Annotated in this window: 12 protein-coding genes; 4 read left to right on the forward strand and 8 right to left on the reverse strand. The window is 69.3% G+C overall.

The window, feature by feature from the left end; translation table 11 throughout:
• Positions 1-302 (forward strand): alpha/beta hydrolase (locus A8G18_RS21170; RefSeq protein ID WP_157100867.1); only part of this gene is annotated, 302 nt, incomplete at its 5' end.
• Between the two features lie 19 nt (positions 303-321).
• On the opposite strand, the gene A8G18_RS21175 is transcribed toward A8G18_RS21170, so the two are convergent.
• Positions 322-1,194 carry a 5-oxoprolinase subunit C family protein gene (locus A8G18_RS21175; protein ID WP_064065432.1) on the reverse strand — a complete coding sequence of 291 codons (873 nt, stop codon included), beginning with the start codon at positions 1,192-1,194 and terminating at the stop codon, positions 322-324.
• An 87-nt stretch (positions 1,195-1,281) separates the two neighbouring features.
• Between A8G18_RS21175 and mgtE the strand changes: the two genes are divergently transcribed.
• Complete coding sequence (gene mgtE / locus A8G18_RS21180) at positions 1,282-2,631, forward strand: magnesium transporter (RefSeq protein WP_064065433.1); 1,350 nt, start codon at positions 1,282-1,284, stop codon at positions 2,629-2,631.
• 61 nt (positions 2,632-2,692) lie between these two features.
• On the opposite strand, the gene A8G18_RS21185 is transcribed toward mgtE, so the two are convergent.
• The 5 genes from A8G18_RS21185 to A8G18_RS21205 form a co-directional block, all read right to left on the reverse strand.
• A complete protein-coding gene (locus tag A8G18_RS21185) occupies positions 2,693-3,301 on the reverse strand; it encodes a 5-oxoprolinase subunit B family protein (RefSeq protein WP_064065434.1) in 609 nt (202 codons plus the stop codon).
• A gap of 26 nt (positions 3,302-3,327) precedes the next feature.
• Positions 3,328-4,086 carry a LamB/YcsF family protein gene (locus A8G18_RS21190; RefSeq protein ID WP_064065435.1) on the reverse strand — a complete coding sequence of 253 codons (759 nt, stop codon included), beginning with the start codon at positions 4,084-4,086 and terminating at the stop codon, positions 3,328-3,330.
• 133 nt (positions 4,087-4,219) lie between these two features.
• Positions 4,220-5,104 carry a metal ABC transporter permease gene (locus A8G18_RS21195; protein ID WP_064065436.1) on the reverse strand — a complete coding sequence of 295 codons (885 nt, stop codon included), beginning with the start codon at positions 5,102-5,104 and terminating at the stop codon, positions 4,220-4,222.
• Positions 5,101-5,964 (reverse strand): metal ABC transporter ATP-binding protein, encoded by an 864-nt coding sequence (locus A8G18_RS21200; RefSeq protein ID WP_016932103.1) that lies wholly within the window; start codon positions 5,962-5,964, stop codon positions 5,101-5,103. The genes A8G18_RS21195 and A8G18_RS21200 overlap by 4 nt, the downstream gene beginning before the upstream one ends.
• 26 nt (positions 5,965-5,990) lie before the next feature.
• Positions 5,991-7,022 carry a metal ABC transporter solute-binding protein, Zn/Mn family gene (locus A8G18_RS21205; RefSeq protein ID WP_064065437.1) on the reverse strand — a complete coding sequence of 344 codons (1,032 nt, stop codon included), beginning with the start codon at positions 7,020-7,022 and terminating at the stop codon, positions 5,991-5,993.
• Positions 7,023-7,191: 169 nt separating this feature from the next.
• On the opposite strand from A8G18_RS21205, the gene A8G18_RS21210 reads away from it, so the two are divergent.
• On the forward strand, positions 7,192-8,298 hold the full coding sequence (locus tag A8G18_RS21210; RefSeq protein ID WP_026002835.1) for a LacI family DNA-binding transcriptional regulator: 1,107 nt from the start codon (positions 7,192-7,194) through the stop codon (positions 8,296-8,298).
• Positions 8,299-8,322: 24 nt separating this feature from the next.
• On the opposite strand, the gene otsB is transcribed toward A8G18_RS21210, so the two are convergent.
• Both otsB and kstR read right to left on the reverse strand, forming a co-directional pair.
• On the reverse strand, positions 8,323-10,899 hold the full coding sequence (otsB, locus tag A8G18_RS21215; protein ID WP_064065439.1) for a trehalose-phosphatase: 2,577 nt from the start codon (positions 10,897-10,899) through the stop codon (positions 8,323-8,325).
• A 106-nt stretch (positions 10,900-11,005) separates the two neighbouring features.
• The gene (gene kstR / locus A8G18_RS21220; protein ID WP_016932107.1) at positions 11,006-11,665 is read right to left on the reverse strand and encodes a cholesterol catabolism transcriptional regulator KstR; all 660 of its coding nucleotides are present in this window, start codon (positions 11,663-11,665) and stop codon (positions 11,006-11,008) included.
• An 89-nt stretch (positions 11,666-11,754) separates the two neighbouring features.
• On the opposite strand from kstR, the gene A8G18_RS21225 reads away from it, so the two are divergent.
• On the forward strand, positions 11,755-13,578 hold a 1,824-nt coding region (locus tag A8G18_RS21225), incomplete at its 3' end, for an acyl-CoA dehydrogenase family protein (RefSeq protein WP_064065438.1).

Raw genomic sequence — 13,578 nt, forward strand, 5'->3', positions numbered from 1 at the left:
ATGCGCCGACCGCGGCACCGCTACGCGGCACGCTCGCCGGTGCCGCCGTGCCCGCCCTCGTACAAGTGGCAGGACACGACCCGTTGCGCGACAACGCCGTTCGATATGCGTCGGCGTTGCGGGACAAGGGTGGTGACGTGACGGAGACCGACTACCCCCGCACGGTGCACGGCTATCTCAGCCTGCCGGGTATCTCGCCGCCGGCGAAACACGCACTCGACGAGGCGATCACCTTCGTGCGACGGGTGACGACCGCCGACCCGACGGACGAGGCCGATCCGTCCGTCCGGTCCCGGATCTGACGCTCGCAGGACCGGCCGATCACCGGACCGGTACGAACCGCACCCGCTGCCCGGGACGCAGTTGCGCCGCGACGGGCAGGTCGGCGGCGATCGCCACTGCGGCGACCGGATAGCCGCCCGTGACGGGATGGTCGGCGAGGAACAGCACCGGGTGCCCGTCCGGCGGTATCTGCAGCGACCCCGGAACCATGCCCTCACTGGGCATCTCCTCGTGCCGTGCCCGGTGCAGGCGGCCGGGGCCATGGAACCTGATGCCCACCCGGTCGAGTTGTGGTGTCACCGTCCAGGTCTCGTGGAACAGGGCACGCAGTGATCCGGGGGTGAACCAGTCGTCGCGCGGCCCGGGCCGCACCCGGATCTCCACGGGATCGCCCATCGGTGGCGGCGGTGGGAACTGTTCCTCGTCGGGCAGGCCGGCCGACATCGCGCCGACGAGCAGCCGGTCGCCGGTGCGTACCGGTGACGGTCCGGTGTTCGACAAGGTGTCGGTGGATCTGCTGCCGAGTACCTCCGGGACATCGATGCCGCCGCGTACGGCGAGGTAGATCCGCAGGCCGTCGTTCGGCAGGCCGATCCGCAGTACGTCGTCGTTCCGCAGGGTGATGCGCGCCCAGTCGCCGACCGGACGATTGCACACGGTCACGTCGGCGCGGGCGCCTGTCACCGCCACGGTCGTCTCGCCGACGCTGCGGACGACGAGACCGCCGCCGGTCACCTCGAGTGTCGCGGCGTCCGGCCGGTTGCCCACGAGCCGATTCGCCGCGTCGTGCGCGCGCCGGTCGGCGGCACCGGACCGGGTGAGCCCCGAGGAGCCGTAACCGGGACGTCCGCGATCCTGCACCGTCGTGAGCATTCCACCGGAGATCACCTCGAACCACGCCACGACGTTCATTCTCACCCACCGCGTTCGCTTGCCCGGCCGAACTTCTACCGAAAGGACGGGATAGGTTGAAGATGATCGAGGACGGAGGTGCCGGGCATGGAGGAAGCGGACGTCCGTGCGACGACGAGACTCGTCGAGAAGGCCCTCGAGGCCGACGATCTTCCGGCAGCGCACGACGCCGTCGCGGAACTGAAGGTCGACCAGGTCGTCGACGTGCTCGAACGGCTCGGCCGGACCGACCGTGCGGTGCTCTACCGGCTTCTGGCCAAGGACCGTGCGATCGAGGTCTTCGAACATCTCGATCCGAGCATGCGGAGCGAACTGGTCCGCGGTCTACGCGACGATCAGGTGGCCGCGATCTTCGCCGGCCTCGAACCGGACGACCGGGTGGAACTGCTCGACGAGCTCCCCGCCACGGTCGCCTCGTCGCTGCTGCACGGACTGCCGCCGGACGAGCGGGAGATGACCTCCACGATTCTCGGCTATCCGCAGCGTGCGATCGGCCGGCGGATGAGTCCGGCCTTCGTGTCGTTGCGTCAGGACATGACCGCCGAGGAGGCGATGGACGCCGTACGTCGTCGCCTCGACGACGCGGAAACGGTGTACACCCTGCCGGTGGTGGACGACGGGCGCGTGCTCGTAGGTGTGATCGGCCTGCGCGCGCTGATGAGGGCGTCGCCGGGAACGGTGATCGCCGACATCATGAACGAACCGTACTGGGCCCGCGTCACCGACGATGCAGAGGAATCCGCGCGCCGATGTGCCGAACTCGAACTGTTGGCGTTGATCGTCGTCGACAGCGAGACCAGACTGGTGGGCATCCTCACCGTGGACGACGCCCTTCGGATCCTCGAGGTCGCCGACAGCGAGGATCAGGCCCGGATCGGTGGTACCGAGCCGCTGCGCCGGCCGTATCTCGCGACACCGGTCGGGCAGTTGGTGCGCTCACGGGTGGTGTGGTTGCTCGTCCTGGCGCTCGGCGCGACACTCACGGTCCAGGTCCTCGAGGTCTTCGAGTCGACCCTCGACCAGGTGGTCACTCTCGCGCTGTTCGTGCCGTTGATCATCGGCACCGGCGGGAACACCGGAAATCAGGCCGCCACCACCGTCACCCGCGCGCTGGCACTCGACGACGTGACACCGCACGACATCGGTAGGGTGATCGCCCGCGAGTTCCGGGTGGGTCTGTCCCTCGGAGTTCTGTTGGGAACGGTCGCGTTCGTCCTGACGTCCCTGGTCTACGACTCGTCGGTGGGTGCGGTGATCGGGTTGACGCTGGTGAGCACCTGCACTCTCGCAGCCACGGTCGGTGGTGCGATGCCGTTGGTGGCCAAATCGATTCGCGCCGATCCTGCAGTGTTCTCCAACCCGTTCATCACGACTTTCGTCGACGCGACCGGCCTGGTGATCTACTTCCTCATCGCGAAGACCGTGCTGGGTATTTGAGGGCAATGGCGCAGTAGGACCGAGCGCAACAGCGCAGTGGAACCGAGGTCGAGCGAGCGGATCAGAGTGCTACGAAGCGCACCGTGTGTCCCGGCCGCAACAGTGCCGCAGGGGTTCGATCCGGTTGCCACAGCGGGGCGTCGGTGGTTCCGATCAGCTGCCACCCGCCCGGCGACTGCCGTGGGTAGACGCCCGAGAACTCGCCTGCGAGCCCCACTGCGCCGGACGGCACGGTGGTGCGCGGCGAACTGCGGCGCGGCACGTGCAACCGCGGGTCCCCACCGGTGAGATAGGCGAAGCCGGGCGCGAATCCGCCGAAGGCGACCGTCCAGAGGCTGCCGGTGTGGGCGGCAACCACGCCGTCGGCGCCCAGGCCGGTCGACTCACCGACCTCTTCGAGATCGGCTCCGTCGTACCGGACTTCGAGCGTCACCTCCTCGATGGTGGTGGCTCCCTCGGACAACGGTGGGGTGGTGGCGATCCACCGGTGCACGACCTGCACGTTCGTCTCGGTCGGATCGAAGCTCACCAGCAGCGTCCGAGCCGCCGGAACGAGATCGACGACGCCTCCGGGCCGCTCCCGGTCCAGCGCCCGGAAGTGGCCGAGAACCTGGTCGAGGGACTCGAACTCGGCGAGCAGTGCGCTGTCCCCGGCGCGGATGATCCTCATCGGTGTACCTCGCGGCGTCCCGGGAGTCACACGAACGCCCGGATGTCGATGTTCTCGGCGTCGAGGCGGCGCCGGACGGCGACGGCCACCGCCGTGGCGTCGGGGGAGTCGCCGTGGATGCACACCGACTGCGCTCCCACACGGATGTCGCTCCCGTCGATCGCGGTGACCACTCCCTCGGTGACCATGCGCAGGACCCGCTCGGCGATCTCGTCCGGATCGTGCAGTACCGCACCGGGTTCGCGCCGGGAGACCAGCGTCCCGGCGGGGGTGTAGGCGCGGTCGGCGAACGCCTCGGTGACGACCCTCAGACCGGCCCGTTCGGCTTCCTCGAGGAAGACGGAGTCGGGCAGCCCGAGGACGGGCAGTGAGGCGTCGTAGGCGCGCACCGCGTCCACCACGGCCCGGGCCTGCTCGCGATGATGGACGATCGCGTTGTACAGCGCGCCGTGGGGTTTGACGTAGCCGACCGACGAGCCCGCCGCTCGCGCCAGCCCGTCCAGTGCACCGATCTGGTAGATGATCTCGGCGGTGAGATCCGCGGACGGCACCTCGATGAAGCGGCGACCGAAGCCGGCGAGGTCGTTGTATCCGACCTGGGCGCCGATCCGCACCGCGCGCTTCGCGGCGCCGTGGCAGGTGCTCAGCAGGGTCGCCGGGTCGCCGGCGTGGAATCCGCACGCCACGTTGGCGCTGGTGACGATGTCGAGCATGGTCTCGTCGTCGCCCAGACGCCACCGGCCGTAACTCTCGCCGAGGTCGCTGTTGAGATCGATGCGGGTCACGCCCCGAGTCTAGGCGCCGTCGAGCACGTACAACCCGCGCCGGCCGAGCACCCGGCCTCGGGATCGCACACCGTGCCCGGGCTCGCACCACCGAGCGAATGCCAGGGCCACGGGACGATCGCGTTCGCGTCGGTCAGACAGCTGCGGCGACCCGTCCGGAACCCCGCCGGCTGCGGGCGGTGCCGATCACGCGGCACACCATGTAGATGACGAACGCGATCGTCGTGATGAACGCCGAGACCGGCACGCCGGGCGCCAGTGCGAGCAGGATGCCGCCGACCGCCGAGATCTCTGCGAAGACCACCGACAGCACGGTGGCGGCGAGCGGTCCGCTGACCACGCGTGCCGCCGCGGCGGCCGGGGTGATGAGCAGCGCCATCACCAGCAGCGCCCCGACGATCTGCACGCCGAGGGCGGCGGTGACACCGACGAGTACCGCGAACACGATCGACAACGCGCGGACCGGGACGCCGCGGGCGGCCGCGACCTCCGGGTCGGTGCTGGCGAACAGCAGCGGACGGTAGATCACCAGCAGCGTGAGGATCACGACGGCAGCGCACGCGGCGAGCAGGGCGATGCCGGTGCCACCGGGTGCCACGATCTGACCGGTGAGCAACGAGAAGGCGGCACCGGTGCGCCCGTCGTAGGCCCACAGCAGCAGGACGGCCAGGCCGAGACCGAAGGCCATCACCACACCGATGACGGAGTCCCGTTCGCGCGCACGTGTTCCCAGGACCCCGAAGAGGATCGCGGCGATCACGGCACCCACGACGGCGCCGAGCCCCACCGAGACCCCGACGATGAGCGCCGCGGCGGCGCCGGTGAGCGACAGCTCGGAGGTGCCGTGCACGGAGAACGCCATCTGACGGCTGATGATCAACGGGCCGATCACGCCGGCGAGCAGGCCGAGGATCGCACCGGCGACCAGCGCCTGCTGCACGAAGTCGTACTGCAGGAGTTCGACGGTGGTCTCCACGTCGAACATCCGGCCCAGGGCGTCGGTGAACTTGCTGCTCATTCGTGGTCCTCGTGATCGTGGTGGACGCCTTCCCCGGGGCGCAGTCCGCCGGCGCTGCCGAGCGCGTCGATGGCGTCGCCGGTGCCGACCACCACCAGGCGTCCGCGCATCTCGAGCACCTCGACGTCGGTGCGGTACAGCTCGGAGAGCACCTGCGAGGTCATCACCTCGGTGGGAGTGCCGATGCGGAACTGGCCGTCGACGAGGTAGAGCACGCGATCCACCAGCGGCAGGATCGGGTTGATCTCGTGGGTGACGAACAGTACGGAGGTGTCGTGGTCGCGGCGGCGGCGGTCGATGAGCGACGACACCAGGTGCTGGTTGGCGAGATCGAGACTCAGCAACGGTTCGTCGCACAGGAGCACCCGCGGATCGCCCACGAGGGCCTGCGCGATACGCAGCCGCTGCTGCTCACCGCCGGAGAGTGTGCCGATCGGGGCGCCGGCATAGGACTCGGCGCCCACCTGGGCGATCGCGTCGTCGACCGCGACGCGGCGGCGCCGGCGGGTCCGCAGGCCGGTGCCCCACAGGTGTCCGTCCATACCGAGGCCGACGAGGTCGCGTCCCCGGAGCGGTACGCCCTCGTCGAGTGACTTCTGCTGCGGTACGTAGCCGACGTGGGAGTTCCCGGTTCGGACGGGCTGCCCGGCGATCGTCGCCGTTCCCGAGGTGAGCGGGAGCTGGCCGAGCAGCACCTTGAGCAGCGACGTCTTGCCGGCACCGTTGGGTCCGAGCACCGCCAGGAACTCGCCGGGCTCGACGACGAGGTCGAGACCTTCCCAGAGGACGCGATCTCCGAATGCCAGCCGGGCATCGCGGAGTTCGACGGTGGGTGTGCGGTCGGATGGAGGAGGTGTCACCGAAGTCCGTGTTCTCGATCGGATGGTCAGGAGGCGGTCTCGAGCGCGGCGGCGAGGGTCTCGGCGGTCCGGGCCTGCCACTGAATGTAGTCGACACCGTCGGGCAGGGTTTCGAAAACCTCGACCACCGCGACGCCCGACGACTCTGCTGCCGTGCGCATCTCGCGACTGATCCGGTCCTCGGTCTGCGGGTTGTAGATCAGGACGCGAACCTGCTTGTCGACCAGCAGTTGCCGCGTCGCCGCGATCGCCGCCGGGGACGGGTCGGTGCCGTTCTCGATGGCATTGGTGAAGTCCGGGGGAGTGACGTCGTCGAGTGCCGCGGCCGAGACGAGGTAGTGACCGATGGTCTCGGTCTGAGCGACGGGAGCGTTGCCGTGCGTGTCGGCGATCCTGTCGACGACATCCGCCACGGAGTGCAGATTCTCGTGGAATGCTGCCGCGTTGGTCTCGTAGACGGCGGCACCCTCGGGATCGAGTTCGGCGAGCCGGTCGGCGACCGCGTGCGCGACGGCGTCGGCGGTCGCGAGGTCGTACCAGACGTGCTCGTTGATGCCGCCGTGGTCGTGGCCCTCGTGCGAGTGGCCGTCTCCGGTCTCGTGCGAATGATCATCGGAAATGGTTGTGTCCGAATCATTCTCGGACGAATCCTCGTTGCCGTGGTCGTGCCCGGCGTGCAGATCCGAGTACGCGCCGGACTCGAACAGGGCGAAGGCCTCGACGACGGCCGGCTTCTCGCCACTCGCGTCGAGGATGTCGTCGACGAAGTGGTCGTAGCCGCCCCCGTTGTAGACCACGAGCGAGGCGTCGCTGATCGCCGCGGCGTCGAGGGGGCTGGCCTCGTAGGAGTGCGGGTCGGCGTTCGGTTCGGTGATGAGCGAGCGGACTTCGATGCGGTCTCCGGCGACGGCCTGCGCGATCGACCCCCACACGTTCGTGGAGGCGACGACGCTGATGGCGTCGTCGTCGGCGCCGGAGGTATCGGTGCCGCACGCGGCGAGTGCGGTCGCGCAGGCTACGGCAGCGGCTGCGAGGGCCGTGCGGGAGGACAGTCGCACAGTTCTTCTCCTGAGGATCGGCGGTCTTCGGCGAACGGGGTCCGGAACGACCGAGCGACCGACCCAAACGTTATTGGTAACCGTTACCGTTCCACTTTAGCGGACGGCGCGAAACCCTCCCACCATCCCTGAGTGGTCGTGAGCACCGACACAGGACTACGGTCCTCTCATGTCCAGGTCTCGTCAGCCGCGCCGACAGGCGACCCTGGCGTCGATAGCCGCCGAGTTGAAGATCTCCCGCACCACGGTCTCGAACGCGTACAACCGTCCCGATCAGTTGTCCGCCGAACTGCGTGAGCGTGTCCTCGAAGTTGCCAAGCGACGCGGATATGCCGGACCGGATCCGATGGCGCGGTCGCTGCGTACCCGCAAGGCCGGAGCGGTCGGGGTCCTGCTCACCGAAGCGTTGAGCTACTCCTTCCGGGATCCCGCCGCCATGAGCTTCCTGTCGGGACTGTCCGAGGCGTGCGAGGCGGCGGGGCAGGGGCTGTTGCTCATCCCCGCCGGACCCGGACGCACCGACGACGAGGCCGCACAGGTCGTGCACCGGTCGTCCGTCGACGGTTTCGTCGTGTACTCGGTCCCTGCCGAGGATCCCTATCTGGCGGCCGTACTCGAACGGCACCTCCCGGTCGTGGCGTGCGACCAGCCGCGCGGACTCGAGCACACCCCGGTGGTGGGCATCGACGACCGGCGGGCGATGCGCGATCTCGCGGCCCATCTCGTCGAGCTCGGCCACCGTGAGATCGGCATGTTGTCGATGCGCCTCGGCCGGGAACGACACGACGGGGTCGTCGATCTGTCGACCCTCGGGACCGGCGGTTTCCACGTGCAGCGAGAACGCATCCGCGGCGTCCAGGACGCCATGAGCGCTGCGGGCCTGGCCCCCGACTCGCTCACCGTCGTCGAGCGCTACACCCACACGGCGGAGGACGGCATGTCCGCCGCAGCGCAGATCATGCGGGTCAACCCGAGGATCACCGCGCTCGTGTGCACCACCGACGTACTCGCGCTCGGCGCGCTCGCATGGGCCAACCAGATGGGTCTCGACGTGCCCGGGCACCTGTCGATCACCGGATTCGACGGCATCGACGAAGCGATGCGCGAGGGTCTCACGACCGTGCGGCAACCGCAGAAGGACAAGGGGCGGCGCGCCGGCGAACTGCTCCTCGCCGCCCCGTCGCATTCCGGTGTACCCGCACTCGAGACCCTGGGCACCCAACTGTGGTTCGGCGCCACCTCGGGCCGGGTCGAGAGCGAGTGGTACGCGGAATAGGGCAGTGTCGCCGGCCGCAGGGTGTCAGCGAATCCGCTCGCCCATCGGCTTCGCTCCCGACAGCAGCTGGGCGCAGCGCAGCAGACCGATGTGGCTGTACGCCTGTGGGTGGTTGCCCAGTGAACGCTCCGCGACCGGGTCGTACTCCTCACTGAGCAGGCCGGTCGGTCCGGCTGCGGCGACGAGCTGCGCGAACAGTGCTTCGGCGTCGTTGCGCTGCCCGATCAGCAGGTAGGCCGCCACGAGCCACGCCGCGCACAGGTGGAAGCCGCCTTCGCTACCGGGCAGGCCGTCGTCGCTGTGATAGCGATAGACGGTCGCGCCGCTGCGCAACTCCCGTTCGGTGGCCGCCACGGTCGCCCGGAACCGCTCGTCCTCCGGGTCGACGAGTCCGGTGAGGCCGATGAACAGGGTGGCCGCGTCGAGATCGGTGCCGTCGTAGGCCGAGGTGAACGACTGGACGTCGTCGTTCCAGCCCTTCTCGATGACCTCGTCGGCGATCTCGTCGCGCAGCGCCGCCCAACCCTCACCGGCGGTCCGGCCGAACTTCTCGGCGAGCGTCAGCGCCCGGTCGACGGTCAGCCACCCCATGACCTTCGAGTACACGTGGTGACGAGGTGCGTGGCGGATCTCCCAGATGCCGTGATCCGGCTCGAACCAGCGCCGTTCCACCGCGGTGACCATCGAGCAGACGAGCTCCCAGTCGCGGTCGCTGAGGGCCTGATCGTGGGGCGCGCCGCCTTCCTCGCGGCTGTGCGCGAGGTCGGCGATCAGGTCGACGATCGGACCGAACACGTCGAGCTGCACCTGCTGGTTCGCGGCGTTGCCGATACGCACGGGCCGCGAACCGGCGTAACCGGGAAGCGAGTCGAGCACGGCCTCGGGCGGAAGCGGCCCGCCGGCGAGCGTGTACAGCGGGTGCAGGCGTTCGGGGCCGGGGACGGTCTCGAGGACACGGTGGACCCAGTCGAGGTAGTTCTCGGCCTCCTCGAGCGATCCGACCCGCACGAGCGCCTGCGCCGTGAGCGCGGCGTCGCGCAGCCAGCAGTAGCGGTAGTCCCAGTTTCGGACCCCACCGATCTCCTCGGGGAGCGAGGTGGTCGCCGCGGCGAGGATCGAACCCGTCGGCCCGTGGACCAGCCCGCGCAGGGTGAGCGCCGAACGCTTCATGAGGTCGGGCTTGAGCGGCGGGAGTTCGAGGCGCGACGCCCACGTGTGCCAGTAGGCCTCGGACTGCGCCCGGCGTTCGACCTCCGGAACCGGGTGTTCGTCGAGATCATCGGTGCCGCAACGAAATTCGAGGATGATGTCGTTCTCGCTGGGGTCGACCACGGCATGAGCCGTCTGATGCACCCCATCGGTCGTGATGTCCCACCGCACACCGGGAGAGCGCAGCACGTAGGGCTCGTTGAAGCCCATCACGCGGATGCCGTCGTCCTCGACCTCGAGGGTCACCTGGCCCTGGCCGAACTCCGGTCGCGGCGCGAAGGTCACCACCGCGCTCGCGCGCCCGGTGATCACGCGGGTCAGATCCGTGCGGCCGGTCTCGACGTCGTGCGGGAGATAGTCGATCACCGCGAGCGACGCCCACCGGGTCACCACCGTCATCGTCGAGTCGACGTAACGCTGGCTGAGCGGCAGCGCCTGGCGGGTCGGGCCGATGGAGAAGTGACCGGCGGCGTCGCCACCGAGCAGGTGGGCGAAGACCGCGGCGGAATCGGGATCGGGGTGGCACAGCCAGGTGATCGTGCCGTCGGGGGTCACGAGCGCCTTCGAACGGGGACTCGCGAGCATCGTCAGACGTTCGATCGGGGCGACGTGGGCACCCGACAGCCACGTACGACGTTCCTCGAGCAGGAACGCCAGCGCCGCGATGACCTCTTCGCTGGTGCGGACGCGGTACTCGGCGGCGGTGTCACCGTCGCCGATCTTCACTCCGACATCCGGACCCTGCAGGGAACGGAAGGCCTTCTCGTCGGTCACGTCGTCGCCGAAGAACACCGCCGCGGTGGCGGCCTCCTGATGCCGGATGACGCCGAGGGCCTTGCCCTTGTCGGTGGGCACCACGGACAGCTCGATCACGGCTTTGCCCTCTGTCACCTGCACACCCGGGCGGAGAGCGAGATCGTTCCGCACGAGGTCGAGGGCCTGTTCGGCGTCGCCAGGGGTGGCGTTGCGCACGTGGAGCGCGGCGCTCGCAGGCTTGACCTCCACCCGCACGCCGGCGAACCGGGACGCCACGCCGTCCAGTCCTTCGACGATCGTGGCGAGCAGGTCCCTGGCCTCGGGATCGACCTCGTGGACGAATCCGATGTCGAACTCGGAACCGTGGCTGCCGACGAGCTTGACCTCGACCGGCAACCGCGACAGGGCGGCGAGATCCTTGAGGGCGCGACCCGAGATGACCGCCGCGGACGTCGAGGGAAGAGCTGCGAGGCCCCGCAGCGCCCGCACCGCATCGTCGTGCGGGTAGGCCTTCTCCGGGTCGCTCACGATGGGGGAGATGGTGCCGTCGTAATCGGTCGCCACGAGCAGACGGGGCGTCCGCGCGACAGCCACCAGAGCACGTCGAAGGTCAATCGGAAGATCGTGGGCACTCACCTGAACCACGTTAGGTCAGAGTCGGGCGGGAGTCGGACCCCGTCGGCCTTCCGAGTGCGTGTTTCCGGTTACAGAAGACGGGAAGCAACTCTCGTACTCCCGAGTCTCATACTCCCGAGGCGACCGTCTTCGGGGCGCGGGAGCCGTCTCCGAGCAGGAGATCCACGGTCAGTTCGAGCCGGCGGGCGACATCGGTGGCCGACGAACGGCGCGTGAGCCAGGCGACGAGATTCGACAGCCACACGTCGCTGATGACACGCGCGATGGCGAGTTCCTCCTCGGTGGGCTCGCCGTCGTTCATGGCCCGCGCGAACAGCCGGTCCATGAGGGTGCCGACCTGATCGACCTCGGCGGCGGCCGAGGCGTCGGCGAACATGAACGCCCGCGTCATGGCTTCGGTGAGCAGCGGATCGCGCTGCATCGCCTTGGTGATCAGACTCAGGACCAGGTGCATACGCTCGAGCGGGCTGTGGCCGGGTGGGATGCGGCCCTTGCCTTCGATACGGGCGAATTCACGGCCGAGGGCGGAGACCAGCAGGTGCACCTTGGACGGGAAGTACCGGTAGAGGGTGCCGACAGCGACGTCCGCTCGTTCGGCCACTGCCCGCATCTGCACGGCCTCGTATCCACCCTTGGACGCGAGCGCCAGGGTGGCGTCGAGAATCCGCTTACGCCGTTCCTTCTGGGCATTGGAACTGAGATCGTCCTCGGTGAGGGCGGTCAGAGTTCCGTGTCCATTGGCACGGGAGCGGGACGGGGTGGCCATAAATTCGTTTCCTCACGCCTTGACTCCGAATCGGTGTCATATTAGAACACGTTCTAGCAATGATGTCATTCGGAAGGGCGGAAACCGCTGTGAGTATCGCCACGACCGAGGAGCAGCGAGCCGTCCAGGCATCCGTGCAGGCCTGGTCACGCACCGTCGACCCCATCTCGACGATACGTCGCTCAGGCGACGCGACGTGGCGCAACGGCTGGTCGTCCCTCGCAGAACTCGGACTTTTCGGTGTCGCCGTCCCCGAGGACGCGGGCGGCCTCGGAGCGACTGCCGTGGACCTGGCCGTCATGCTCGAACAGGCCGCCCGCGAACTCGCGCCCGGCCCCGTCCTGACGACCGCCGTGGCGGCTCTCGTGTTCGGCCGCGCCGGGGAGGCTGTCGCCAAGACGACGGCGCGACTCGCCGAGGGCGAGGTCCCCACCGCGCTCGCGCTCGACTCGGCCGTGGCCGCCGAACCGGCAGGGGACGGATTCGTGCTGCGGGGCGAGGCCGGGCCGGCCGTGGGCGCCGAAGCCGGGATCGCTGTGCTCGTGCGTCTCGGGGGTGACGGTGATCCGGCCGTCGAGCCCGCCCGCAGAGCCCCGGACATCGAACCCGCCGGCGGAGCCCCGGACATCGAACGCTGGGCGCTCGTCGAGGCCGACGATCCGGGTCTGCAGGTCGAGCCGCTCGACACCATCGACGCCTCCCGCGCGGTGGCCCGTGTCCGGCTCGACGGCGCGACCGTGCCGGCAGGGCGTGTCGCGACCGTCCCGGCCGGCTTCGTGCGCGACCTCACCGCCGGTCTCGCCGCCGCGGAACTGGCCGGCCTCGCCGGCTGGGCGCTGACCACCGCCGTCGACTACGCGAAGATCCGTGAGCAGTTCGGCAAACCGATCGGCGCGTTCCAGGCGGTCAAGCACATCTGTGCCGAAATGCTCTGCCGGACCGAGAAGATCCGGGCCGTGGCATGGGACGCAGCGGTCACTGTCGATTCGCAGCCCGACGAACTGCCGATCGCGGCGGCCGCTGCTGCGGCGATCGCGCTCGACGCCGCGGTCCGGACGGCCGAGGATGCGATCCAGGTGCTCGGCGGCATCGGCTTCACGTGGGAGCACGACGCGCACTTCTATCTTCGCCGCGCGGTCGCCACCCGGCAGGTACTCGGCGGCTCCACCGTGTGGCGGTCACGGCTCACCACCCTGGTCCGCGACGGCGCGCGTCGTCATCTCGGGATCGACCTGTCCGGACACGAGGAGGAGCGGGCACGGATCCGCGCCGAGATCGAGAGCATCGCCGCCGCGCCCGAGTCCGAGCAGCGTGTCGCTCTCGCCGAGTCGGGTCTGCTCGCACCGCACTGGCCGGCACCCTACGGTCGGGGAGCCGGCGCCGCCGAACAGCTCGTCGTCCAGGAGGAACTCGCCGCTGCCGGTATCGAACGCCCCGATCTCGTGATCGGCTGGTGGGCGGTGCCGACCGTCCTCCAGCACGGCACGCCCGAGCAGATCGAACGGTTCGTGATGCCCACCCTGCGCGGCGACGTGGTGTGGTGCCAGCTGTTCTCGGAACCCGGAGCGGGTTCGGATCTCGCGGCACTGCGCACGAGTGCCGAGAAGGTCGACGGGGGATGGGTGCTGCGCGGGCAGAAGGTGTGGACCTCGCTCGCTCAGCAGGCCGACTGGGCGATCTGCCTCGCCCGCACCGACCGCGATGTCCCCAAGCACAAGGGCATCACGTACTTCCTCGTCGACATGAAGTCCGCGGGTATCACGATCTCGCCGCTGCGGGAGATCACCGGCGACGCGCTGTTCAACGAGGTCTTCCTCGATTCGGTCTTCGTGCCGGACGAGTGCGTGGTCGGGAAACTCGGCGACGGCTGGAAGCTCGCCCGCACGACCCTCGCCAACGAGCGCGTCGCGATG

It is taken from the genome of Rhodococcus gordoniae, from assembly GCF_001646655.1.
GTDB classification, from domain to species: Bacteria; Actinomycetota; Actinomycetes; order Mycobacteriales; family Mycobacteriaceae; genus Rhodococcus; species Rhodococcus gordoniae.

Coding starts and splice junctions, on each gene's coding strand:
- A8G18_RS21175 (WP_064065432.1), bottom strand. CDS start 1,194: ATGAACGTCGTGGCGTGGTTCGAGGTGATCTCCGGTGGAATGCTCACG.
- mgtE (WP_064065433.1), top strand. CDS start 1,282: ATGGAGGAAGCGGACGTCCGTGCGACGACGAGACTCGTCGAGAAGGCC.
- A8G18_RS21185 (WP_064065434.1), bottom strand. CDS start 3,301: ATGAGGATCATCCGCGCCGGGGACAGCGCACTGCTCGCCGAGTTCGAG.
- A8G18_RS21195 (WP_064065436.1), bottom strand. CDS start 5,104: ATGAGCAGCAAGTTCACCGACGCCCTGGGCCGGATGTTCGACGTGGAG.
- A8G18_RS21210 (WP_026002835.1), top strand. CDS start 7,192: ATGTCCAGGTCTCGTCAGCCGCGCCGACAGGCGACCCTGGCGTCGATA.
- kstR (WP_016932107.1), bottom strand. CDS start 11,665: ATGGCCACCCCGTCCCGCTCCCGTGCCAATGGACACGGAACTCTGACC.